Origin of the sequence: Vibrio amylolyticus (genome assembly GCF_023145695.1) — a bacterium.
Lineage (GTDB): Bacteria > Pseudomonadota > Gammaproteobacteria > Enterobacterales > Vibrionaceae > Vibrio > Vibrio amylolyticus.
This window is the reverse complement of sequence record NZ_JAJHVV010000021.1, coordinates 1-25,608: the sequence shown is the minus strand read 5'-3', so window position 1 is coordinate 25,608 and position 25,608 is coordinate 1. Positions and strand designations below refer to the sequence as shown.

Here is a 25,608-nt window from a genome sequence, read left to right as displayed (position 1 = left end):
TTCATTATACACAGCAGAGCCACTGACTGGAATTGTACATCACTTTAAGTGATATGAATTATATTCACAATTAAAGTGCAGTTATGTGTATTTAATTTGAATACCTAAAGGGCTAGTATTCTCACCAACAAACGAGTCAGTGAGGTTTTATGAAAGGTAAGTTATTCGCCGTAACGCTGGCAGGGATGCTGAATATTCAAGTATCAAATGCTTGTATCGGAGATGGGGGAGTTGACGGTGCTTTGTTTGCCGTACCAGCAGGAACGTTTGAAGTTGCTGTTGCGTCATATAATGCACAGATTGCGGGCAAACTTCCAAAATACCCACGGCATAACCTAGTCACTGTTCAGTTTCTTCTTGAACAAGCGTTGAACCAAAATTATCAGAAAGAAATTTTCGACGTGACGCTGTTTGAGGCAACAGGGCAACATTTTTTTCGTTTTATTGGTGATGGTGAGCGAGTTGAAATTCTGGCTCATGAAGTACCAAAAAATGAGTTTGATTCGGTCATGGTTACTGACATCGATGCTCTAACTGCTTTGGTTCGAAAGGAATTGACCTTTACAGAGGCTGACTCGTTAAACCTGTTCTATCAAGCTGAATCCTCGAAGAGTTTTTATCAGCTACTTTCACATTCTTTTTAATTCAATAATCCATTTATTTAGAGGTTTTTATGAAGCTTTCTACCCTTAGCGTACTGATTACAGCAGCTGTATCTGGTTCCGTTAGTGCTGGCGCATCACTTCCAACATTTACGCCAGATCAAAAAGAGGCGACACCACATACGATTGAGTTTCAAAAAGAGATTCGCACAACACTACCATTTGCTGATCAAGGAGATTGGGATTTAGCGAAAAAAGGTTTTATTGCGCGTGTTGATGATTTGGAAATCAAAGATGCAAACGGCAACGTGGTATGGGAGCTAGGAAACTACGATTATCTTCTTCAAGGAGAAGACTATGACACTATTCATCCATCAATGCAGCGCCAAGCAGAGCTGAATATGGAGCATGGTTTATTTGAAATCATGCCAGGTAAAGTCTATCAAGTACGTGGTTACGATTTGGCGCAGGTGAGCTTTGTTCGTTCAGACAATGGTTGGGTAGTTTTTGACCCACTCACCATCCCAGAAACTGCAGCAGCAGCGTATGAGCTATTTAAGACACATGTAAAAGAAGCTCGTGAGTTGCCAATCAAAGCAGTGGTTTACTCTCATTCTCATGGTGATCACTTCGGCGGCGTAAAAGGTCTTGTATCCCAAGAGCAAGTCGACACAGGTGAGGTTCAAATTATTGCACCGCGTGCATTCTCAGACTTCGCTATTTCAGAAAACGTATTAGCGGGCAATGTAATGGCGCGTCGCGTAGTATACCAATACGGTAATACACTCGAGAAAAGTGCAAAAGGCCAAGTTGATGCCGCTATTGGTAAAGGTGTTGCTAATGGTGGTCTATCATTGATTCTACCGACTCACCAAGTTGAAGATGATCTAGAAACGCTAACTATTGATGGGCTAGAAATGGTGTTCCACAACGCACCGGATACTGAAGCACCGTCAGAGATGAACACGTACATTCCAGAGTACAAAGCATACTGGGGCGCAGAGACAACAGTTGCAGGTTTACACAACGTTTACACATTACGTGGTGCATTTGTACGTGACACTATGCAGTGGGCTGATTCAATCAACGAAGCGCTTTACATGTTTGGTGATGAAGCAGAACTATTGTTTGCATCACACGGATGGCCACGTTTTGGCAACGAGAATATTCAAGACTACTTACGTGGTCAACGTGATATGTATGGTTACTTACATGACGAAACACTGCGCCTAATCAACCACGGAGTAAGCATTACTGATATTCAGGATGAGTTCTTTGTGCCTAAGCCGCTTGCTGACCAATGGTATACTCGTGGTTACCACGGTTCATACCACCGTAATGCTAAAGCAGTTGCGAATAAGTACATCGGTTACTTTGATATGAACCCAGCGACTTTATTGCACTTAAACTCTGTTGATCAAGCAACAAAATATACAGAGATGATGGGTGAAGAGGCGATTCTTGCGGAAGGTAAAAAAGCATTCGAAAATGGCGAGTTCCGTTGGTGTGCAACTGTTGTAAACAATGTTGTCTTTGCTGACCCAGAAAACATGCAAGCACGTTACTTACAAGCTGACTGTTTTGAACAATTAGGTTACCAATCAGAGTCTTCTGGTGAGCGTAACGTGTTCCTAGCTGGTGCGGCAGAGTTACGTAATGGTATTGTTGAAGTGCAATCAACAAAAGCCATTACACCAGACGTAATTCAAGCGATGCCAACACGTGACTTCTTAAACTTCATGGGCGTTCGATTTAATGGCCCGCAAGCCGCAATGGATGGGTTCGTAATGAATGCAAACCTAGTGATCCCTGATGAAGATGCAAAATACGCAATAGAAGCCTCAAATGGTCGCATGAGCAATATTGAAGGTTTTGATGTTCCAAACCCAGACTTTACGCTAACCGTTAACCGTTCAGACATCACTTTGATGTTGCTACAGCAAACAACGCTGCAAGAGCTTCTTAAAGAAGGTAAAGCAACAGTGAAAGGTGATTTGAGTAAAGTTGGTCAGCTAACGGGTTACCTTGATGACTTTAAATTCTGGTTCAAGATGGCGTTGCCACAAGACCATTCAGAGTACAGCTTTGGTAAGTCGAAGACAGGTGTATCACCAATTAACCGATAATTGGAGTTAATTTGCGTGAAGTAAGTAAACGTTAAGCGCACAGTGTTAAGCCTCGGAAGGTATCCCGAGGCTTTTTTGTTGTTGCAATACTTTGGTGATACATTGAATTCCAACGTATTTGAATAAGGGTTATGGTTCGATGCCAAAAAGTAACCATTTTGATTTTAATCTATTACGAGTGTTTCTCAGCGTTTACAAAACTCATTCTTATTCACAATCAGCAGAAGTATTAGACCTAACCCCATCAGCGGTGAGTCACGCAATTAAACGGTTAAATGCACAGCTGTCTGAAACACTCTTTCAGAGAACAAATATAGGGGTTGAACCGACATTTGTCGCACATGATTTCTATAAGCAAATAGCCATACCTTATATGGACATTGAACAGAGCTTATCGAGCTATGAAAAATTTGATCCTTATGAGTCTAAACGTACTTTTCGGGTCTTGGTACCAGACATCTATATGTCTGCCTTTGTTGCACGGTTAGATAAAGAGAATGATACGAATTGCCAAATTATTTGTATTGCACCTCCTGCGGAAGATGAACAGATCTATGACTTGTTGATGAGTGGAGAAGTTGATTTGGCATTGGATTATGTATTGCCAAGTTTGGCGGGTATCAATTCTGAAATTATCTATGAAGAGGAAATTTGTTGTGTAGCGAGAAAGAATCACCCAAGAGTGAAGCTGCCTTTGAGGTTTGAAGATTACATGGCAGAGTCACATGTCAAGCTCAATTTACGCCGTTGGAATAATAGAGCAGCAGATACGCTTGCAAAGCGGGCTCTGCCCCAGCGTAAGACACATAGTGAACATAATTCGCTCTATTCGATGATACATACTTTGGCAAGCAGTGATGCGTTAGGTATTTGCCCGAAACGATTAGCACAAGATCTACAAAAAACACTGCCTATAGACATTCTTCCGGTTCCGTTTGAAATCAATAATATTACGGTCTGGCTGCACTGGCCCAAGAAAATCAGCAATAACCCCGCGAACAAATGGCTGCGAGATATCGTAAGAAAAGCTTGGGTAGAAGGGTAATAAATTTTCGGCCGATACTCACTGTTGTACAAATTCCATGTATACTGCGCGCGATTTCGCTCAAATGAGGCCAACATGCGTTTAGATAAATTTTTATGTGACACTTTAGGTGTGACCAGAAAAGAAGCTCACCAGATCCTACGTTCAAAACAAGTTATCGTAGATGGTGCGATGGAAAAAAGAGCCGCTTCACACGTAACAGAAGAGTCTGTGGTTGAATGGCAGGGCAATCAGCTTAAGTTATCTGGACCTCGTTACATTATGCTTTATAAGCCAGAAGGTTTTGTCTGCTCGCATGAAGATGGTACAAATCCAACAGCATTTGAACTGATTGATGAAATCAAAATGGACCGGCTTCATTTTGCAGGTCGCCTAGATGTTGATACGACAGGCTTGGTTTTGATTACGGATGATGGTCAATGGTCGCACCGTATTACATCACCGAAGCATAAGTGTGAAAAGACCTATCGCGTATGGCTTGATGAGCCTGTTGAAGAGGATTATGTAGAGAAGTTTAAACAAGGCATTCAGCTGAAAAGTGAGGATGGGTTAACGTTACCGGCTCACCTAGACGTTCGCGCAGAGAAAGAGGTGCTTCTGACTATTCATGAAGGAAAGTACCACCAAGTGAAGCGCATGTTTGCAGCATTGGGTAATAGAGTTGAAGCCCTTCACCGTGAAAAAATCGGTGAGATTGAAATGGATGAGTCTTTAGAGCTTGGTGAGTATCGCTATCTGACTGAAGAAGAAGTGAATTCTATCTGGAAATAGCGTTCGTCGCTTAAGCTTCTTATCTTCGAATGAGTGGTTCCAATAGGAATTAATAATACCTTTTGGAATTACTTTATTTCCAAATTGGAACTCGCCTTTGTGCGTTTAACCGTTACTATTGAGTATTCGGTAGAATTTAGATTTTGTCTTGGGTTTTCTTAAGAGTTTGGAAGAATCTACGACAAAACCTGCAACAAACTAGATAATTAATGACGCATAATACGATATCTACATCAGTTAATAACCAACAGATTGGCTTCTTACTCTTCGCGGTACTCGGTGCAATTGGTGCTTTAACACCGCTTGCCATTGATATGTACTTGCCAGCAATGCCTTCTATTGCTAACGATCTCGGTGTAACTGCGGGCGAGGTTCAATTTACTCTTACGGCTTACACGGCTGGGTTTGCAATCGGGCAGCTTTTTCATGGTCCTTTTGCTGACAGCTTTGGTCGTCGGCCCGTTCTTCTTATTGGCGTACTTTTCTTTGCTATTGCTGCTGTTATCAGTGCAACGACAACCGGTATTGATGCATTAACCTATGTTCGCTGTGCTCAAGGCTTTGCTGGGGCTGCTGCCGCGGTTGTGATTCAAGCTGTCGTGCGTGATATGTTTGATCGAGAGGACTTCGCGCGTGCCATGTCGTTTGTTACGCTAGTGATGACAGTCGCTCCATTACTTGCGCCTATGATCGGTGGCTATCTGGCAATTTGGTTTGGCTGGCGGTCTATATTTTGGGTACTGGCTGGCTTCGCCGTTATCGTGATATGTCTGGTGATGTGGAAAATACCAGAGACATTGCCGGAAGAGAAACGCCATCCGCTTCGCTTAGGCACTACGCTGCGTAATTATATGGGGCTGTTTAAAAACCTAACTGCTATGGGCCTTATATTCGCAGGGGCATTTTCGTTTTCGGGTATGTTTGCTTTCTTAACCGCTGGCGCTTTTGTATATATAGATATTTATGGCGTTCGCCCAGACCAGTTTGGTTATCTGTTTGGGTTAAATATTGTCGCCATGATCATTATGACGGCAATTAACGGTCGTCTGGTGAAAAGGCTAGGCTCTCACACCATGATGCGCATTGGGCTACTCATTCAGCTTGTTGCGGGTATCGGCCTATTTACGGGTTGGGTTCTTGATTTAGGTTTGTGGGGAACAGTACCGTTTGTTGTGATGTTCATCGGAACGATTTCAACAATTGGCAGTAACTCTATGGGGTTATTATTAAGCGGCTATCCGAATATGGCGGGAACAGCATCCTCACTCGCTGGGACGTTAAGGTTTGGTACGGGTTCCGTTATTGGCGCGATTGTCGCAGCCATGCCGAGTGACGTTGTTTGGCCTATGATTTTAGTTATGACAGCTTGTTCAGTGCTGTCGATCGTATTTTATTGGACATTAGGAAGAAAGGCATAGTGTCAAATTACACTGTAGAAATTCAAAACGTTGTGAATTCAGCGTTATCTGAAATGTATGCAGAGCATGCATCTGGAAAACTGGCTGACGCGCCAATAGCAAACAATCACTTTTTAATTCACTGGGTGACAAAGTCGCTTAAAACACAACGTTTTGATCGCTGTGTCGTTGATGATCTAGTGCGCTGGCAAAAGTCTGGGCGTTCGAAAGGTAATAACGCAGGGTTGCCGTTCATCTTTAAGCGCATCTCTGTTTTCTATGCTCAATTCTTTTCTGAGAATGAAAAAGGCGATGAGATCAAAGACAGCGATATTGAAAAATTTCTGGATCTGATGATTGCACAAAACTGGGATGTATCGACTTCTGAACCTTTACTCGGTGGTGGCAAGGTTCAAATCTTTACTGATGGTCATAGCTCACTAGCTTTATGTGCTGATCAGTGTGATGACTGTTTTGATGGTGAGCGCCTTTCAAAGCCGATGCATTGGTTTGTTCGAGGCCACCACGCAGAGTTTATCGAGAAAGCCGCGGAAGAAGGCTTTATGGTTCATAAAGTGACCGATTATAAGTCGGTGGTTAAATACCATGGCGAATACATCATCTACCCAAACAATCAAGGTAACCAGTTAGCTGAAATTCCACTGAATTTGAACATTGATTGATGGTCTTTAGTCATCATTGAATAGCTATTTATAATGTACACTGAGTTACTCATTTCAATCGACTAGTGCCATTGATTTAAGTTACTCGGTGTATTGTTATCCCTCACCATCAGTTTGGGCTTTTTCTACTTTCGCTTTATCTACTATCGCTTTCACCATACCTTTGAAAATGAATAGGTGAGCGGGCATCATTGCAAACCAGTAGAGCAGTCCTAAAAAGCCTTGAGGGTGCCACCAGGCAGTAACAGTAAGCTCTCGTTCATCTCCTGAATCTGAGATTGAAATTTCTAACCGGCCTAACCCTGGCCCTCGCATACCAAAAAACAAAGATAGGAAGTGGTTCGGTTCACAGCGAATGACTTTCCAAGAATCGATATGATCGCCGACTTTGAGTTCAGGGCCTTCTGGTTCGCGGCGCTTTGGTATTCCGCCTCCTAAAAATATATCGAGCCACTCTCTTATTCGCCACAGAATGTTGGCAAAGAAATAACCTTCTTTTCGGCTGCCTATCTGCTTTGCAATTGCCCAGATCTGCTCTGAAGTGAGTGTGGTTTTAATGCTAGCCCCTGCTTGTTTTGCATAGTAGCCATAGCCGGGTTGCCAACGGTTGAGTGCTTCAGGTTCAAACCCCCATACATTGCTTCGTACAAATGTCCCTTCCTCTTCGATTGCCGTTTTGACCGCTTGTCGATAAGGGATTAATTCTTGAGGATAGTGCTTGTGTATATCGTTTGAATCAGACACATAGTCATGAGCTAACCCATCTAATAGTGCACGGCCAATATTGCTAGGAACAGAGGTTACTAAGCCTAGCCAGTGAGAGGCGAGTTTAGGTGTGAGAAAAGAGGTAGACCAGAGCCGAAAGGGCTTACCGACAATGCCACAGATAGTTCTAAATTGTTCACGATAGGAGAGTACATCAGGCCCACCAGCGGAGAATAGACGATGATCGCATGGTGCTTCCTTCGCCATTTCGAGTAAATAGTGATTAAGGTTTTCTAGCGCAATAGGGTTAGCTTTTGAATCAACCCATTTAGGCGCGACCATAATGGGTAGGTTGTAGACGAAATCTCGCATTATCTCAAACGCGGCGGAACCCGGGCCTATAATAACCCCCGCTCGTAATTCAGTAATGGGAACGTGTGTTTGCCTAAGAATGTTGCCGGTTTGTCGTCTTGCGTCTAAGTGTTCAGAGTGACCGTCTTTTGGCTGTAATGCGCTTAAGTAGATGACTTGTTTTGCGTTGCTTTCTGATAGCGCGGTTTTAAAGTTTTCAGCTAAAGAAAGCTCATAGTCGATGAAGTCATGTCCTACCGCCATACCATGAACAAGAAAATAGATAAGGTCAAACTGAGGAATGAGTTTTCTTGTGCTCTCAAGGTCGGCAAGATCCAAATAAGTGAAATCTAGGTTAGGGTGGGGCGATACTCGGGCTTGTAAATAATCTAAGTGACGTGTCGCTGCTGTTACGCTGTAATCTTGATTGAGTAACATAGGAAGAAGTTGAGAGCCGACATAACCAGATGCACCAAGTACCAATACTTTTTTCATAAAATCCCTTTATGACTTTCGACACACTTAGAATAGGTATGGTCGACTATTTATCTTAACAGTATACTATAACCCATTGATCTATTGTTCATTCAACCTACTGAGGTGACAAATTTGTCGCTAATCTCTCAAATACGCTTACATACAAGCAATGGCTTTTTTCGTCAACTCGTCGCCATTGCTCTGCCAATTACATTACAAAGTATTATGTTCTCAAGTCGTGGGTTGGTTGATGTGCTTATGCTTGGCCAGTTAGGTGAGGCTGAAATTGCAGCGGTTGGCGTTGCGGCGAGAGCGACGTTTGTTACGACGATTATGATTGTTGGGGTCACGACTGGCGGAGCGTTATTAACCGCGCAGTATTGGGGAGCAGGGGACAAAAAGGGTGTAACGGAAAGCACCGCGTTAACCTGGTTAGTTTCGTGTGTCTTCGCTGTCTTGACGGCGCTAATCTTTATTTTAATTCCTAGCCAAATTATGGGGCTAACGACAGACTCTGAGATTATTAATCAGCTCGGTAGTGAATATCTGACTATCGCATCGGTGAGCATGTTAGCCGTAGCTTGCGTGGCGAGTATGTCTGTGGGTCTTAGAGCTGTGCATAAACCCGGTATCAGCACGTTTTTTAGTGGTATTGGTATTGCTTCAAATATCTTCTTAAACTGGGTGTTGATCTTTGGTCATCTTGGTTTCCCTGCAATGGGCATTAAAGGGGCAGCGATTGCTACGGTACTAAGTGGCGCCATAGAGGTTGCAACGCTTTATGGCTTTTTATACTTAAAAAAACACCTCTTGGCGTTTGGTATTGAAGATCTAAAATCAGTGCTTGATTGGATTAAAGTCAGTCGATTTCTTAAACTATCGCTACCGACTACGTTTAACTTTCTAGCTTGGGCTGGTGGACTCTTTGTTTATCACGCAATTATGGGGCAGTCAGGCGTGCAGGGGTTAGCTGCCTTGTCGGTTATGACGCCAGTTGAGTCAATCTCGTTAGCATTGATGATTGGTATGTCGAGCGCAGCTGCGGTGATTGTAGGGAATCAGTTGGGAGCCAAAGAGTATGACGCCGTTTATTACCAAGCTATCGCACTGCTTATGGTTAATTTTGTCGTCAGTATCTTCGTTTCGATTGGGCTATTCTTGGTTCATGACCTCGTACTCGATGCGTTTAGCGCTCTAACGGATGAAACCCGAGAACTCTCAGAGTTGTTTATTTTGATATTGAGTATCGGTATTGTTATTCGCTCGATTCCGATGATGGCAATTAATGGGATCTTAAGAGCGGGTGGCGATGTTAAGTTCTGCTTGTATCAAGATTTAGTGGCTCAATGGATTATCGGTATCCCGTTTGCTGCAATTGCGGCGTTGTATTTAGGCATGGAGCCTCAATGGATCTATCTTCTATTTCTAACCGAAGAAGTGGTCAAATGGTTTGGCTCACTTCATCGGATAAAAAGCAAGAAGTGGATGAATAACTTAATAGAAAATGAGAAGTGACGCGTTCAATTTTTGCAAGTGAATGCATATCTTGTGATCTAGTTTTCAAAATACTTTCTAGAACGCTCGATTTAGTGTAGATTCTCTGTCCCAGACTTATTATTGCGAGCTATTTAATGTTACAGCTGACCGACCTGTGTAAAGGATATGTAGATGGTGGTGAATTTCATCCTGTTTTACAAGGTGCAGAATTAACATTAAACCAAGGCGATCAAGTGGCATTAATGGGTGAAAGTGGCACAGGTAAAAGCACACTGTTAAATTTGATTGCCGGTCTTGATACTATCGATTCTGGAGAGGTTTGGTACCCTAACTTTTCTATGCATGCCAGCCCCGAGTATTTACGAACGGCCTATCGCCGCAACAATGTTGGCCTTATTTTTCAGCAGTTCAATCTTCTTCCAACTCTTAATATCGCCGATAACATTCGATTTTGCCGCCAGTTAAAAGGGTTACCTGAAGACCATGGTTTGTGGCGTCAAATATTATCAGCGCTTGACCTCATGCCTCTACTTGGTCGTTACCCTGAAGAAGTCTCGGGTGGACAGCAGCAAAGAGCCGCCATTGCTCGAGCTCTTTATATGGAACCTAAGATACTGTTAGCTGATGAGCCTACAGGAAGTTTAGATGAACGAAATGCTGAAGCGGTGATGCGTTTGTTGACCTCTTTGACTCGCCAGCTCGACTGTACTCTCTTGCTTGTCACACACAGTGAAAAAGTAGCAGAACACATGGATGGCCGTATACGCCTTCAAGGAGGGCAACTCCATGTTATGGCCCGTAGTTAAAGCACTACTTGGGCATTACCGTCGATATCCTTTACAAATAATCCTAGTTTTACTCGGTTTAACGCTTGGGGTGTCACTGTTAGTCGGTGTGACTTCGATAAACCATCACGCCAGAGAAAGTTATGCTGATGGTGAAAAACTCTTCTCTAATCCGTTACCTTATCGTATTCGCCCTAAACACGTCTCTAACAAAGTCCCACAAGGGTTATATATTCAACTAAGGCGAGATGGCTTTAACGAATGTGTTCCGTTTGACCAACTGTATTTGACCTCAGCGAATGGTGATAATTTGGTGCTGGTTGGCATCGATCCTGTCGCTATGATCCAAATCGATCAGGGAGTGTCTCTTAAACAGCTTGAAAACCTTGATTTGATGAAACCTCCTTACCCGATTGTAGTTAGTGAAGGGCTCGCTGATAGGCTCAATTGGCAAGATGGCGACTTTATTACACTGAACGATCAGTCTCAGTTAGGCCCAATTGTTATTGATAAGAATAAGAACTTTACTGGCACTCGCATGATTGCCGATATCTCTCTTCTTAGGATGCTTAATCGAAGTTCCGGCATGGATATAATTGCATGCAGTGAAATGCCAAAAGAGAAGTTAGCAAGACTGAAAAATAGCCTGCCCAATGGCTTATCGCTATCACGTAGTTCTCGTACTGAACTTGAATCTTTAACCAATGCCTTTCATATGAATCTTTCAGCATTGGGGATGCTTTCGTTTGTTGTTGGTCTGTTTATTTTCTATCAGGCTATTTCACTCTCCTTTGTTCAGCGTCAGCCACTAGTTGGAATGTTAAGACAAACAGGCGTATCAGGTTGGCAACTTACTAAAGCGTTAGCACTTGAACTTATTGGTATGATATTGATCAGTTGGTTTTGTGGAAACATACTTGGGTTAATGTTGGCCAATCAGCTTATTCCGGCTGTCTCTACCAGTTTAGGAGAGTTGTATGATGCGAATGTTGGGCTTGATATTGGTTGGAGTTACCATTCAAGTTTCTACAGCTTAGCGATGTGTATATTGGGTGTTGTGACTGCCTGTATATGGCCTTTAGTTCGCCTCTTGCGCTCTCAGCCTAATCGCTTAACATCACGCCTATCATTAGTTAGGTTCGCTGGCACTGAGTTCTCTTTTCAAGCTCTGTTAGCCTGTGCATTTTGCGTCGCAGCTGTTGCTATATATCAAGTCCCACAAACTCAATCATCTGGTTTTATTTTAATGGCCTTAATGTTGATGAGTGTGGCGCTGTTTACTCCATTTATAATCTGGAAACTGTTCACCAGTTTCACCTATTCAATGCGATGGGTTAAGTTACGTTGGTTCTTTGCAGATGCTGCCGCGAGTATGAGCTATCGTGGTGTTGCGACAATGGCCCTAATGCTTGCGATGGCAGGTAACATCGGTGTCGAAACTATGGTTGGCAGTTTCCGTGACACTACGGATAAGTGGTTAACTCAACGTTTAGCGGCTGATATTTATATCTACCCAACGAATAACTCAGCAGCTCGTTTAAGCAGTTGGCTTCAGAAGCAGCCAGAGGTTGCTGGCGTATGGTGGCGTTGGGAAAAAGAAGAAGCAACCAAGCAAGGGGTTTTACAAGTTGTTAGTACTGGTGCATCAGACGCAGAACTCGATGCGTTAACTGTTAAGCTTGGTATTCCTAATTACTGGCATCATTTACATCATTCAAAAGGCGTTATGATCAGTGAGTCAATGTCACTGAAACTTGGTATTAGGCCTGGCGATTTTATTAACTTATCGGCGAAGCTTGGACAGCGCTGGCAGGTTGTTGGTGTCTATTACGATTATGGTAACCCTTATAACCAAGTGCTGCTGTCACATCGAAATTGGTTAAATAGTTTTGCTGGGAAAGGGAGTGTCGCCCTAGGTATTGAGCTAAAACCAGATGTGAACCCAACAGGGTTAAAGCATCGTCTGGATTCAGTATTTCGTTTAACATCGGATCGAGTATTTGATAACAGTGATATTCATAACCAAGCAATGAAGGTGTTTGATAGGACATTTGCTATTGCGGATACATTAGGCAACATCACACTACTTATTGCTGTTTGTGGCATTTTCTTTGCGACTTTGGCGGGTGAGGTCTCGCGGCAACGCCATATTTCTTTGCTTCGTTGCTTTGGTATTTCAGGGAAGGAGTTAGTGATCATTAGTGGGCTTCAACTCTTTGCTTTTTGTTTAATTGCCATTCTCATTGCGTTACCGCTTGGTCTCGCATTAGCGAGTATCGTTGTTGATGTCGTCATAAAACAATCTTTCGGTTGGACACTAGAGCTTCGCTTCGTACCAGTTGAGTATTTAAAGACGGTTTTATGGGTGATGGGTTCTTTGATGTTAGCAGGTGCATTGCCTGTGTTAAGAAGCATTAAAAATACGCCAATGAAATCTCTAAGAGATGCGCTATAGATGAAGAATAGAAAACGAAATAGTAAGCTCAGTTTGGTAAGAAGCCTCTTGGTATTGTTGGTTATTACAACAGTTGCTGCCTTACTTTATATTGACTCTAACGACGTCACTAATGAAGCCAATAGTGGTACTCGAAATGCTGTCGTCGATTTATTGCAAAAGCAAGTTTTTGAACCAGTACTACCAGATACAGCTGTAACCTTACCTAAAGATTTTCGCTTTCACCCTGAATATCAACATGAGTGGTGGCAATATTTTGCTAACGTTGTTGATGATGAGGGCGCCGAGTATGGAATACAGTGGAGCTATTTTCGAATAGCCAGTGATGAGCGAAAAACAGCAGGGTGGCAGAGCCCTCAGATATATATTTCGCATGTGGTTATTTCAAGCAAGAACAAAGTCTGGAAAGAGCAGAGAATTGCAAGAGGTGGTGTTGGTCAGGCGGGTATGATTGTGGAACCATTTAAAGTATGGGTCGATAATTGGTGCTGGCAGGCAACCGGTAAGACTCCTTTTCCTGGAGAGCTTGATATTTCGACCAATGAATTCGCGCTAAATTTGCAATCGCAAGCCGCAGGGCCATTTGCACTGCTAGGTGAAAATGGTTACCAACCAAAACACGATCTGTTGCCTATTGCGGCCTTTAATATCAGTGCTCCTTTTATTTCGGTGAAGGGGGAGATAACACTTGGCGACAATAAGACAACCCGCGTCAAGGGCAATGCTTGGATGAGCAAAGAGTGGGGAAGTCAGTTGATCTCTCAACGTCAAAAGGGTTGGGATTGGTTTGTTGTAAGGTTAAACGAAAGTGAAGTGCTGACAGTCAGTCAATATCGTCATGAAGATCAGATGCCCTATGTCTTCGGTAGCATAATAAGTAATTCAGGTAAAACGATATCTCTCGATGAGACTCAAATATCACTGAATTCTTCAAAAGGAAGTGTTTTGAAAGGCGGAAAAAGAGTCCCTTTAGAGTGGGACGTTATTATACCGCAATATGACATTAATCTTGCCCTAACGCCTGTAAATAAAAATCTACTTCTTCCTTTTATTATCCCTTACTGGGAAGGGCCAATCGAAGTGCGAGGTTCACATAATGGTAAAGGGTTTATGCAGTTAACGGGCTATTAACTTTTTAAACCATTGTTGCTGAAAATCCAAATATATAAACTCGCTAAAATTAATTGGTTAGCGAGTTTTTTTTGTGCTTAACTTAGTTTGTAACATGATATTACGGTTAGGCTTATTGAGAGGTAGCTCGGTGTTATATCGGAAATAACGAATTAAAATATCAGTAGAATCGAAGTGTTATTAAGTTTGATTCGTTTCTTATTCAATATTTGGATGTAAGTTGTGATTAAAATTCAGAAGGGCTATTTAAAATGAGAAGTATGATTCGTGACTTTCTTAAGATGGAGTCATCCAGTGGTATTCTGCTTGTCATTGCCGCAATTCTTGCGATGTGTGTTGCTAACTCACCTCTCAATGGAATGTATCAGGGGTTTCTGCATACCTATGTTATGGGGATGTCGCTCTCTCATTGGATTAATGATGGCTTGATGGCCATATTCTTCTTAATTATTGGTCTTGAAGTTAAGCGTGAACTTATTGAGGGTGCGTTAAAATCGAAAGAAACAGCGATGTTTCCAGCCATCGCTGCGGTGGGGGGAATGTTAGCTCCGGCACTTGTTTACGTCATGTTTAACTTTCAAAATCCTGATGCAATGGCGGGTTGGGCCATACCAGCAGCGACTGATATTGCGTTTGCACTTGGTATCATGGCGCTATTAGGAAATCGTGTACCAGTAAGTTTGAAAGTCTTTTTATTAGCACTCGCTATTATTGATGATTTAGGCGCGGTACTTATCATCGCATTCTTTTATACGACGGATTTATCAATGACTGCACTCGTCGTTGGTTTCCTTTCTACGGCTGTTCTCTTTATGTTGAACTCTAAAAAGGTTACCGCATTGCACTGGTACTTACTCGTTGGCGCAATCTTGTGGTTCGCAGTGTTGAAATCTGGTGTACACGCGACACTAGCAGGTGTGCTGTTAGGTTTTGCGATTCCATTAAAAGGAAAAGGCAAAGAGCCGTCTCCGTTGAAGACTTTAGAGCATTCGCTACACCCTTATGTCGCGTTTGGGATACTTCCTTTGTTTGCTTTAGCTAATGCTGGCATCTCGTTACAGGGTGTCGATATAGCTGGGCTAACTTCGATGTTACCAATGGGAATAGCTCTTGGGCTGTTAGTCGGTAAGCCTATTGGAATTATGTCTTTTTGCTGGATGGCACTGAAACTAAATATAGCTAAGTTACCTGAGGGAATTACAATGAGACATATATTTGCCGTCTCTTTGTTATGCGGCGTTGGCTTTACAATGTCTATATTTATTTCTTCGTTGGCATTTGGTTTTGAAAAAGAGACCATGGATACATATGCGCGTTTAGGGATTTTACTTGGTTCAACGGGGTCAGCTGTTCTCGGTTATTGTGTATTGAGTTTTGTTTTGCCAAAGCCTAGAGTCGCAGTCAATAATCACTAAGTGTTGGTGATGGTTTCCTCACGTTGATAGCTGGTATATTTATATTCTGACACGCGACTATATATCAAGTTTGTAAAAAAAGCCCATAACCTAAGGCGAGTGTTATGGGCTTTTAGTTTTATAGGAGGTAATGTGTTTGCTAAGTGTTGTTTTTTTTGGCTCTAGGTTTATAGTTTTTTGTGGTGCAATAGTTTGTGTGAATTAAATTTAAGTTTGGAGATCGAGCTCTTTGTTCCTATTTCTGCCGTATCTTGAGATACAACCCATCTTTCAATCCTGTTTTTCCGTTGTAAATGGTGATTAACATCGGTAATTCCGAGGTTTTGGTTCACAACAAGCGAGTATTCATATCAAATCAATTTGAATAAACTCCCCTGCTAATAAATTTTACAGTTATCATTTATGTGCATCTGTTATGCAAAGGCAATTAGTATTTATTGTTGATATGTTTTTATGACGGATTTTCATATACTGATCAAACTGATGACCCAAATGGGTGGGTATTTCTACTTTAAGAAAGTGGAAGTTTTTGGAGGCTATTCTTAATGCTGATTGCAGTTCTGTCAGGATTCGTTCTGGCGGTATTCGTGCCATGGCTATTTAGGCACTTTGGAGAACAAACAAGTAAATTGCTCGCTATATTGCCAGCGATATTGTTTGTCTATTTCGCAACTTTTATTCCTGCCGTTACCGAGCAGGGGCCTCAACTGTTTAGCTATGACTGGGTTCCTGCACTCGGTATAAGCTTGAACTTTTGGTTAGACGGTTTAAGCCTATTGTTTGCTTTGTTGATTTCGGGTATTGGCTTTTTCGTTATTGTCTACGCGGGAAGTTATTTAGCGCACAAAGCCGATCAACGTAAACTGTTGATGTATTTAATGGCCTTTATGGGCGCGATGTTAGGTGTCGTTCTTTCTAGCAACTTGATGGCTATGTTTGTCTTTTGGGAGCTAACCAGTATCACTTCTTATATGTTGATCGGTTATTACCATGAGAAAGAGTCTTCAAGAAAATCAGCACTACAGGGTTTGATCGTTACGGTTGGTGGTGGATTAGCCTTACTTGCGGGTATTATTGTATTAGGTTCTATTGCAGGCACCTATGAAGTGAATGAAATTATTGCTCAAGGCAGTGATCTGCAATCTCACCCTCTATTTATTGTCATGATGGGCTTGATACTGTTAGGTGCGTTTACAAAGTCGGCTCAATTCCCATTCCATTTCTGGTTACCGAACGCCATGGCAGCGCCAACGCCAGTGAGTTCATACCTTCACTCGGCAACGATGGTAAAAGCCGGTGTTTATTTGATGGCACGTCTTCAGCCAACAATGGCAGGGCACGATACCTGGACACTCCTTTTAACTGCGTTCGGCTCTATTACGATGCTGCTTGGTGCGATAATGGCGGTAACGAGTACGGATCTAAAACGTATCCTAGCGTATTCAACGGTTATGGCTCTCGGTACTCTGACTATGTTGATTGGTATTGGTACTGAAGCTTCACTTCTGGCTGCCATCGTATTCTTACTTGGCCACGCACTGTACAAAGGTGCATTATTCATGGCTGCAGGTACGATTGACCATGAAACTGGGACTAAAGACGTACGAGAGCTTGGTGGTTTGCGTAAGGCAATGCCATATACCGCTGCATTTATGTCACTTGCGGCACTCGCACTTGCAGGCGTTCCACCACTGTTTGGTTTCATTGGTAAAGAGATGATGCTGGAAGGGGTACTGTCTAGCCAGTGGAGCACTTTGCTTATCTTCATGACCTTGCTGACGTCTATCTTTATCGTTGCTTGTGCTGGTCTTCTGGTTATTAAGCCTTTCTGGGGCGATAAGAAAGAGACACCAAAAGAAGCACATGAGGCGCCACTTGGAATGCGTTTAGGATTCTCAGTTCTAGCAACGATTGGTTTGATCTTTGGTTTAATTCCAAGCTTGGTAAACCCATTAGTGACATCTGCAGTTAATGCGGTTTCAGCTAACTCGTTAGAGTCGGTAGATCTAGCACTGTGGCATGGTATCAACTTACCGCTGATGATTAGTATGTTAGCGCTCGGTTTAGGTTACCTCCTGTTTAAGAAATGGGATTCATTAGGGGCCAAAGCCTCTAAAGCAAAACCTATGCTTAACTACGGTCCAGAGCGCGGCTATGACATCTTTATGGATAACCTAGTCAAGTTTGCTAAGTGGAGCACGGTTAAGCTTCAGAATGGCTATATGGCGAACTACATTTTGACCATCTTTATTACCACGATCTTGTTGGTTGGTTATGCGATGATCACGAAAGTAGGCTTCCATTGGGATATCGACTTCTCAGATGTAACTATAAAAGATATTGGTATTTCGGTTCTGATTGTTGCCGTAATTACTTACGCTTGTGTAACGCCATTACGATTAGGTTCGGTTGCAGCTATTGGTGCGCTTGGTTTCGCAATGGCACTAATTTACGTGTTCTTCAGTGCGCCTGACTTAGCGATCACACAGGTATTGATTGAGACGCTGACGGTTATCATGCTGGTCCTTGTTCTGTTTAAATTACCTAAATTCCAGAAGCTATCGAGTAGTGATGTGCGCTGGAGAGATTGTTTCGTCGCACTTACGTTTGGTGTGATGATGGCCGTGCTGTTACTTACGGTAACGCATTTCTCAATGCCAGGTCGTATTAGCGAATACATGATTGAACACAGCTATACCATCGCTAAGGGTCGTAACATCGTTAACGTAATCTTGGTTGACTACCGTGCTCTCGATACCTTGGGTGAACTATTTGTTCTAGCACTTGCTGCATTGGGTGTGACTGCGATGCTAAGAACTAGGAAGGAAAAGTAATGAACAATACCGGTACTTCTCTCATTCTACAGGTAGTGGCTCGTTTCCTACTGCCGATGTTACTGCTGTTCTCAGTGTTTCTTCTCTTACGTGGGCACGATGAACCGGGCGGTGGCTTTATTGCTGGCCTAGTGGCATCAACTGCGTTTGCATTACATCTGTTTGCATTTGATGCGGCTCAAACGCGTAAACTGATCGGAATTGATAGCAGCTACTTAATGGGAGGTGGTCTCATCATCTCTTTAATCAGTGGCTTGATTGGTGTCGTTCAGTCTGGAAGTGCATACCTAAGTGCTGTGTGGTGGTATGTAAACGTTCCTGGTCTAGGCGAGCTGAAAATCAGCACGCCGTTGATTTTTGATATTGGCGTCTATCTTGTCGTTACTGGCATGGTGACAACGCTACTGTTTTCGTTAGCACAACTGGAGGAATAGATGACAACTTTATTTGCTATTGTCATTGGTGCTCTTTATGCGGCAGCACTCTACATGATGTTACGACGCAGCGTTGTTAAGTTAGTGATTGGATTAATGATTTTATCCAACGCGACCAACCTTCTTATCTTCACTGGCGGCGGACTTGTTCGAGGTGCACCACCACTTATTGAAGAGGGAATGACAATGCCAGTGGGTGCTATCGCAGACCCTTTGCCACAGGCCCTTATCTTAACCGCTATCGTTATTAGTTTTGGTGTATTGGCGTTTGCCGTTGTACTGATAAAACGCGCTTATAAAGTTATAGGTGCAGACGATATGAATGAAATGAAGAGTACAGATTCTCAATTATGATGCTATTAATGCCAGTACTGATTCCGATGTTTGCCGCAGCAATATCTATGATGTTGTGGAAACACCGCACGCTGCAGCGTTGGGTCAGCGTTATTTCTAATTTCTCGTTGCTTGTTGCTGCGATTACTTTATTCCATAAGGTTTACACCAGTGGCATTCAAGCGACCAATCTTGGTGGCTGGGAAGCACCGTTCGGTATTACCTTAGTCGCTGACTTGTTAGCGGTGGTGATGGTGACGGTTTCTTCCGTTGTTGCTTTCTGTATATCGATATACGCGTTAGCGACAATGACGAAGGAGCATGAAAAGTTCGGCTTTTACCCACTGCTTCATTTGATGCTTGCAGGTGTAGTTGGGTCGTTCCTAACTGGTGATATTTTCAACCTGTATGTATGGTTTGAGATCATGCTAGTGGCGTCGTTCGGTTTGCTAATCCTTGGCGGTGAACGTAGCCAAATGGAAGGTGCGCTGAAGTATGTAACGCTTAACTTACTTTCATCTGCTCTGTTCTTAAGTGCGGTTGGTTTGCTATACGCTTATGCAGGCACATTGAACATGGCCGATCTTGGTCAGAAGCTGTCGATGTCGGATAACCCAGAAGTCGTGACGGTAATTTCGTTACTCTTCTTGGTCGCATTCGGTATCAAAGCAGCAGCATTCCCACTGTTCTTCTGGCTTCCTGCTTCGTACCATACGCCACCAGTGGCTATTTCAGCGGTCTTTGCTGGCCTGTTAACTAAAGTTGGCGTTTACGCTCTATACCGTGTGTTCAGTGTTATCTTTGTTGGTGACATTGGTTTCACCCACAACACGATTCTGATGTGGATGGGTATCTTTACCATGGTTACCGGCGTTTTGGGTGCCGCAGCGCAATTTGATGTGCGTAGAATTCTATCTTTCCACATTGTGAGCCAAATTGGTTACATGATCTTAGGTTTAGCGCTGTTTACACCATTAGCTATTCTGGGTGGTGTGTTCTATCTATTCCACCACATTGTTGTGAAAACTAACTTGTTCCTAATCAGTGGTGTGATGCACCGAATGCATGGCAGCTATCGCTTAGAAAAACTGGGTGGTTTGTATAAGTCAGCGCCAGTATTAGCGATTTTGTTTGCTATTCCAGCGATGTCTCTAGCCGGTATTCCACCGTTATCGGGTTTCTTCGCTAAGTTTGTAGTCATTAAAGCGGGTATCGATGCAAAAGAGTGGATTGCCGTGTTTGCTTCACTCGCTGTTGGCTTGCTAACTATGTACTCGATGATTAAGATTTGGGCTGAAGCTTTCTGGAAAAAACTGCCAGAAGAAGCGGAAGTCAAAGAGCCTATGTCTGATTCAGAGCGATTCTGCATGTATCTTCCGATTGTTCTCATGGCGATCATTACCGTGACGATTGGTATTAATGCAGAGTGGTTTGTGCAGCTAGCTTCTATGACAGCAGAACAAATCCTTGATCCACAGCAGTACATTCAAGCTGTGTTAGGAGGTCAATAATGAAAGCATTTGGATGGAATATGCTATTGGCACTGGCTTGGGTCGTGCTATCTGGAAGTTACACAATTTCCAATTTATTTGCCGGCATGCTAATGAGCTACATTGTATTGGCCTATGCATTACGTGACCGACCATTGTTTGGTGCGTATTTTGGAAAACTGCCAAAGCTATTGAACTTCATTCTGTTCTTCATCTGGGACTTAATCAAAGCGAACGCTCGTGTAGCTTATGACGTACTAACGCCAACGCACTTAATGAAGCCTGCTGTGATTGCCGTACCGTTGGATATTCAAAGTGATGGCGGCATTACTATGTTTTCTTCATTAATCACAGTTACGCCTGGCTCGTTAGCACTAGATGTCTCGACCGATAAAAAAGTGTTGTACGTGCATATGATGTACTTTGAAGATGAACAGCTTCATATCGCTGAATTTAAGCGCCTTGAAGCCATGATTATCGATTTGCTGGGGTAAAATTATGTTAGAAACCGTCTATGATATTAGCTTCATCATACTGACTATTGCGCTACTTTTTGCCTGTGCTCGTTTGTTGAAGGGACCTTCGCTTCCCGATCGTGTTGTCGCTCTAGAGCTAATGGCGTCTTTAACTGTTGGCCTGATCGTGCTTTACAGCATTGCTCATAATGAGCCGAAGTTTATTGATGTAGCCATTGTTCTGGCGTTAACGTCATTCTTGGCTGCCGTTGGTTTTTCTCGTTATTTAGAGCAAAGAGGGATCCGTAAAGATGATTGATTTTGTAATAGCGTTCCTTGTTCTCATGGGCTCATTCCTAATGTTGCTCGCGAGTATTGGTCTAAACCGTATGCCTGATTTGCTAACGCGCATGCATGCAACCACGAAGGCGGGAGCGCTGGGGATTGGCTTATTGGTGATCGCGTTTGCTATTGTCTTTTGGGACGATACTGCTGTTGTAGTACGAGCGGGCGCTGTGGTGGTTTTTGTTATTTTTACAGCCCCAATCGCTGCGCATGTATTAGCAAGAGCGAGTTACTTTGTTGGTGTTTGTGTATGGGAAGGAACTGTAAAGGACGCCATTAAAGAGCAGTACGATATGGAAACGCACCAGCTTTCAAGCCGTTGTGAAGAGAAGAAGAAAACGTCGTAACCTCTATAAACTGAAGTAAATAAAAGCGCTCCATCACCTATGATGGAGCGCTTTTTAGTTTTATAAGCTTTCTAGTTTCTAGAACTTGGCTTCTATAACTTAGCTAGTATCGCGTCTAAGTGTTATTTTTCCAACGTCGTAAAGATATTCCACTCTTCGACAACTTCTTCTCTTAAGCCAACCACGGTCGCCGTTACTTTTCGGTTTACAGCATGAGAAGCAGGATCTTCTTCTTCACTTTCTAATCGAGTTTCACCATAACCTACAATCTCGACTCTATCAGGAGATATTTCATATGAGAGAAGTTTTTCTCTCACCATTTTTGCTCTTTGCTTGGAAAGCTCTAGGTTATACTCGTTTGAGCCAACTTTACTTGCGAAACCCTGAATTTCAATTGAAGCCGATTGATAGGTTTTCAAAAAGTCAGCCATGGTTTGAATTTGACTCGCAAAGACTGGGTTGATCTCATAGGAGTCGTGACCAAACAATATTCTTAACTGCATAGAATCTTGTTCAGAGATAGTGACACCGCAGCCATCATTATCGACGGTTGCTTTTTCCGGTGTACCGGGGCAAATATCTCTAGCATTAACGACACCATCTCTATCATCATCGAGCAGGTCAGAGATTTGGTTCGCTTTACTCGTCTCGATATAGTCGTAGTCGTCGTTAGCACACCCAGATACTGCTAGAGTGAAAGAGGCGACAGCGATGGCTAAGATTGTTTTATTCATCATAATCAATACTCCACTCGCTCTGTCCAATCTTCAGGGATATCCACTAATAGTGCATCAAGCAGTGAGCCTGTTGCATTCATTACTCGGTATTTCGCATATTGTTCAGAATAGTGGGCATCCAAGTAATCTTTTCGAGCTTCGAAAAGCTCATTTTCCGTATTGAGCAAATCCAGCAATGTTCGTTGCCCAATCTTATATTGCTTGTCATAGGCAATAACTGTTTCAGATGCTGAATCAACGTGGTCAGCGAGGAAGTTCTTTTGTTGTAACGTGAGGTCGAGTGCAGACCAAGAGAGGCGTAGACCTTCTTCTACTTGACGATACGCATTATCGCGTAAATCTTTAGACTTGTTTAACTGATAAGCCGCTCGTTCGGTTAGGTCGCTATCAGTACCACCATTGAACAAATTATAACGTAAACGCAGCATCGCGAGCGTTTCTTCGCTATTACCTTTATCTCCTCCGGCGTCATCTCGCCATGTCTGACTTGCTTCGAGAGAAAGAGTAGGGTAGTTAACGCCCTTGGTCTGTTCGTATTGGAACCGAGCAGCGTCAATGTCGGCTTTGGCAATTTGAATCACAGGGTGGTTATCAAAAGCAACATCGATCGCGTCGGTTAGAGAAAGTGGCAGTTTAGATTCATCGGCTCGTGGGTAGATTAGACCAAGAGGTTGTTGCCCAACTAATCGATAAAACTGCGTATGTGTATCAACTAAGTTGTTTTGCGCAGCAAGTAAATTACCGTGTGCCTTAGCGATACGAGCTTCCACTTGCGAGACATCGGCAGTTGAGCCAATCCCTGATTCCGATCGTCGTTTAATATCCTTATAGATCTTTTTGTGTACGGCTAAGTTACTTTCTGATAGCGCTAAAACCTCAGTGGCTTTGACTGCATCTAAATAGACTTGGGTCACTTGAAGGGCGATATCCTGAGAGTCTGCAAGGATTTGTAACCTGACAGATTCTGCTTCTGCTGCGGTTCTGTCCATATCACGCAGAGTTGCTGAACCATCCCATAACAGCTGAGTTAAACTGATAGATGCTTCTTTTCTCGTTTCATCAGTGTCAGGTTGATTTAAAGATTCCGCTGGGCTAATACCCTCGTATCCAATCCCAGCATCCAGATCAATACTCGGTAGGTAAGCACCCCCAGAGGCATCACTCTCCTTCACCTTACTTAAATACTCATTATAAATGCTTTTTACTTCAGGGTTAGTTGCCAGTGTAATCGCGACGGCTTGTTCTAGTGTTTGGCCAGAGGCACCAAAACTTGCGGCGATTAAACAACCTAGCAAAGCAGGCTTATTCCATCTCACTCACATACTCCTTTAATGAACATATAACGGATACTTCAGTCAGAAATATTAAGTTACATAAATGTTAATTCTTGGAAGTTTAGTAGAGCTTGAGTCATTTTGAGAACTTAATTCAAAATTAAATCCCCTTAAATATTGACAACTTGTGAAATATGTCCGAGTAACACGCGTTTATTGACTGGATTATCACTAAAAACCTTCTAAATTTAGATGAGAAGCAAAATGAATGTCATTTTGACAGAGGCCCTGCGTGCGGGGTTTTTGTGGCTGTTGCTGCCATAGGACGAGAATTATGGGTATTGGAAACTTATCGCTATTTGGTCTTGCTAACGCAACCATAGTAATTGATGTAAACGGACAGATTCGAGAACTTGCTCCAGGGGAAATTCCTTTGCCCGGTGAAGTGACTGTGACCGTAGACAATGGCGGACCAGATGAGCCGGTGATAGAAGCTGGATTAACAAATGCTGATGGCGGCTTTACCGAACTCGATCTTGAAGGCGAAATTGCGCAAATCTTTGAGCAATTAGAACAAGGGGTCGACCCGACAGCCAATGATGACTTTGCAACCGCCGCCGGAGGAGCCGGGGGTTCAAGTCTAGGGACCAGTGGTACGATTGAAAGAGATGGCTCTGAGACAATTGCGGAAACCGAATTTGATACTGAGGCGTTAGAAGGTCAGGGGTTGTCAGAAACTCAGAGTCTTGCGCTGATTGATGTCATTGTTAATGAAGCCCCTTTCTTTAGTGCGTTTGCTGCTCCAATTGGAGAGAGTATCTCGGTTGAAACGGATGAGGACACGGCTATTTCGGGGGAGTTAACCGCAACAGACCCTGATGATGATCCACTTACTTTTGAGTTAGATACTTTACCTGCGAATGGTGTCGTAACTGTTGGGGAAGATGGTTCGTGGGAATACACACCAAATGAAAATTATGATGGTGACGATAGCTTCACTGTGACCGTTTCGGATGGACTAGGTGGAACGGATATTATTACTGTCGATATTGTCGTTAACCCAATCCCGGAGATTAGTATTACGGGTCCTTCGGTTATCGGTGAAGGGCAAGACGGTGAATACACAATAAGCTTTGATAAAGCCTCCGATCAAGACACGACATTAAATCTTTCGTTGGGGCTTGAGACTGCAGAAGACGAAGATATTGGTGAAGCTGTCGTTGAAACAAATACAGGTGAAATTCTAACTATTGCTGAAGACGGTACCGTTGTAGTGCCAGCTGGCGTCACTTCATTGTCTGTTGTCCTCTCGACCATACAAGATGACGTTTATGAAGGTAGCGAGTCTTTCAGTCTAAACGTTGAATCAGTAAGTGGGCTTGTCGGAAGTGGATCTGTTGATAGCAGTATTGTTGATGACGGTTCGGGTCCAGGTGAAGACCCCGATGATGATCGACCAACCCTAATCGTTAGTAATTCAGACGACGTAACCGAAGGGGGCAGTGCAGTATTTGGTGTCGAACTCAGTAACGATGTGGACGCGGTTTTGGATTATACCTTTACCTTGAATGTTGATGGTAGTGCGGAACTGGCTGATCTCGTAGCGTTTAATGGGATTACCGTTAGCTACACCGATGGTGACGGTGTTCGAGAGTTTATTATCAGCAATGGCGACACGTTACCTATTCCTGGTGATGCTTCTGGGATCTCCGTGAGTGTGGCGACTGTTAATGACGATATTTTCGAAGGGAGCGAAAACTTCGCTCTAGACGTGAACGTATTAGGCGAGATTGGTGAGGAGTTGACCGAGCTTAATCTGAATGATAGCGGTAGTGCGATCATCGTGGATGATCTAGATGGTGAAGATAACGCCGATACACCAGTACTGACGGTGGTGAGCCCCGATCCTGTGACAGAAG

22 protein-coding genes are annotated in these 25,608 nt (G+C 43.1%); 19 read left to right on the top strand and 3 right to left on the bottom strand.

The window, feature by feature from the left end; genetic code table 11:
* Positions 1–149 precede the first annotated feature (149 nt).
* The 6 genes from KP803_RS21400 (at position 150) to KP803_RS21375 (ending at position 6,624) form a co-directional block, all read left to right on the top strand.
* On the top strand, positions 150–644 hold the full coding sequence (locus KP803_RS21400; protein ID WP_248010884.1) for a hypothetical protein: 495 nt from the start codon (positions 150–152) through the stop codon (positions 642–644).
* 29 nt (positions 645–673) lie between these two features.
* Complete coding sequence (locus KP803_RS21395) at positions 674–2,728, top strand: alkyl/aryl-sulfatase (RefSeq protein WP_248010883.1); 2,055 nt, start codon at positions 674–676, stop codon at positions 2,726–2,728.
* A 139-nt stretch (positions 2,729–2,867) separates the two neighbouring features.
* Complete coding sequence (locus KP803_RS21390; protein ID WP_248010882.1) at positions 2,868–3,773, top strand: LysR family transcriptional regulator; 906 nt, start codon at positions 2,868–2,870, stop codon at positions 3,771–3,773.
* A 75-nt stretch (positions 3,774–3,848) separates the two neighbouring features.
* A complete protein-coding gene (gene rsuA, locus KP803_RS21385; protein ID WP_248010881.1) occupies positions 3,849–4,544 on the top strand; it encodes a 16S rRNA pseudouridine(516) synthase RsuA in 696 nt (231 codons plus the stop codon).
* 209 nt (positions 4,545–4,753) lie between these two features.
* The gene (locus KP803_RS21380) at positions 4,754–5,962 is read left to right on the top strand and encodes a Bcr/CflA family multidrug efflux MFS transporter (protein ID WP_248010880.1); all 1,209 of its coding nucleotides are present in this window, start codon (positions 4,754–4,756) and stop codon (positions 5,960–5,962) included.
* Entirely contained in the window at positions 5,962–6,624 is a 663-nt protein-coding gene (locus tag KP803_RS21375; RefSeq protein WP_248010879.1) for a DUF2913 family protein, read from the top strand. Before KP803_RS21380 ends, KP803_RS21375 begins: the two co-directional genes overlap by 1 nt.
* Before the next feature lie 96 nt (positions 6,625–6,720).
* Here the strand turns inward: KP803_RS21375 and KP803_RS21370 are convergent, their stop codons facing one another.
* Positions 6,721–8,175, bottom strand: a complete 1,455-nt coding sequence (locus KP803_RS21370; protein WP_248010878.1) for a DUF2867 domain-containing protein — start codon at positions 8,173–8,175, stop codon at positions 6,721–6,723.
* 114 nt (positions 8,176–8,289) lie between these two features.
* Between KP803_RS21370 and KP803_RS21365 the strand changes: the two genes are divergently transcribed.
* The 12 genes from KP803_RS21365 to mnhG all read left to right on the top strand — a co-directional run bounded on the left by KP803_RS21365 (position 8,290) and on the right by mnhG (position 21,678).
* Positions 8,290–9,672 (top strand): MATE family efflux transporter, encoded by a 1,383-nt coding sequence (locus tag KP803_RS21365; RefSeq protein ID WP_282437369.1) that lies wholly within the window; start codon positions 8,290–8,292, stop codon positions 9,670–9,672.
* Positions 9,673–9,788: 116 nt separating this feature from the next.
* Positions 9,789–10,460 carry an ABC transporter ATP-binding protein gene (locus tag KP803_RS21360; RefSeq protein WP_248010877.1) on the top strand — a complete coding sequence of 224 codons (672 nt, stop codon included), beginning with the start codon at positions 9,789–9,791 and terminating at the stop codon, positions 10,458–10,460.
* On the top strand, positions 10,441–12,894 hold the full coding sequence (locus tag KP803_RS21355; protein ID WP_248010876.1) for an ABC transporter permease: 2,454 nt from the start codon (positions 10,441–10,443) through the stop codon (positions 12,892–12,894). The genes KP803_RS21360 and KP803_RS21355 overlap by 20 nt, the downstream gene beginning before the upstream one ends.
* A complete protein-coding gene (locus KP803_RS21350) occupies positions 12,895–14,025 on the top strand; it encodes a lipocalin-like domain-containing protein (protein ID WP_248010875.1) in 1,131 nt (376 codons plus the stop codon).
* A gap of 251 nt (positions 14,026–14,276) precedes the next feature.
* Positions 14,277–15,440: a Na+/H+ antiporter NhaA gene (gene nhaA, locus KP803_RS21345; RefSeq protein ID WP_248010874.1), complete on the top strand. Its 1,164-nt coding sequence runs from the start codon at positions 14,277–14,279 to the stop codon at positions 15,438–15,440.
* Positions 15,441–15,985: 545 nt separating this feature from the next.
* Positions 15,986–18,274, top strand: a complete 2,289-nt coding sequence (locus KP803_RS21340; protein WP_248010873.1) for a putative monovalent cation/H+ antiporter subunit A — start codon at positions 15,986–15,988, stop codon at positions 18,272–18,274.
* Positions 18,274–18,708, top strand: coding sequence for a Na+/H+ antiporter subunit B (locus KP803_RS21335; RefSeq protein WP_248010872.1), 435 nt, complete (start codon positions 18,274–18,276; stop codon positions 18,706–18,708). The genes KP803_RS21340 and KP803_RS21335 overlap by 1 nt, the downstream gene beginning before the upstream one ends.
* Positions 18,709–19,062 carry a Na+/H+ antiporter subunit C gene (locus KP803_RS21330; protein WP_248010871.1) on the top strand — a complete coding sequence of 118 codons (354 nt, stop codon included), beginning with the start codon at positions 18,709–18,711 and terminating at the stop codon, positions 19,060–19,062.
* Complete coding sequence (locus KP803_RS21325; protein WP_427916979.1) at positions 19,059–20,552, top strand: Na+/H+ antiporter subunit D; 1,494 nt, start codon at positions 19,059–19,061, stop codon at positions 20,550–20,552. The genes KP803_RS21330 and KP803_RS21325 overlap by 4 nt, the downstream gene beginning before the upstream one ends.
* Positions 20,552–21,025: a Na+/H+ antiporter subunit E gene (locus KP803_RS21320; protein ID WP_248010869.1), complete on the top strand. Its 474-nt coding sequence runs from the start codon at positions 20,552–20,554 to the stop codon at positions 21,023–21,025. The genes KP803_RS21325 and KP803_RS21320 overlap by 1 nt, the downstream gene beginning before the upstream one ends.
* Before the next feature lie 4 nt (positions 21,026–21,029).
* Complete coding sequence (locus KP803_RS21315) at positions 21,030–21,305, top strand: MrpF/PhaF family protein (RefSeq protein ID WP_248010868.1); 276 nt, start codon at positions 21,030–21,032, stop codon at positions 21,303–21,305.
* Positions 21,298–21,678 carry a monovalent cation/H(+) antiporter subunit G gene (gene mnhG / locus KP803_RS21310; protein WP_248010867.1) on the top strand — a complete coding sequence of 127 codons (381 nt, stop codon included), beginning with the start codon at positions 21,298–21,300 and terminating at the stop codon, positions 21,676–21,678. The genes KP803_RS21315 and mnhG overlap by 8 nt, the downstream gene beginning before the upstream one ends.
* Positions 21,679–21,800: 122 nt before the next feature.
* Here mnhG and KP803_RS21305 read toward each other — a convergent pair whose 3' ends face one another.
* Together KP803_RS21305 and KP803_RS21300 are read right to left on the bottom strand one after the other, a co-directional pair.
* Positions 21,801–22,415 carry an OmpA family protein gene (locus tag KP803_RS21305; RefSeq protein ID WP_248010866.1) on the bottom strand — a complete coding sequence of 205 codons (615 nt, stop codon included), beginning with the start codon at positions 22,413–22,415 and terminating at the stop codon, positions 21,801–21,803.
* A gap of 2 nt (positions 22,416–22,417) precedes the next feature.
* Positions 22,418–23,731 carry a TolC family outer membrane protein gene (locus tag KP803_RS21300; protein ID WP_248010865.1) on the bottom strand — a complete coding sequence of 438 codons (1,314 nt, stop codon included), beginning with the start codon at positions 23,729–23,731 and terminating at the stop codon, positions 22,418–22,420.
* Between the two features lie 292 nt (positions 23,732–24,023).
* On the opposite strand from KP803_RS21300, the gene KP803_RS21295 reads away from it, so the two are divergent.
* Positions 24,024–25,608, top strand: a 1,585-nt coding sequence (locus tag KP803_RS21295; protein ID WP_248010864.1) for a cadherin-like domain-containing protein, incomplete at its 3' end; no start/stop codon positions are given.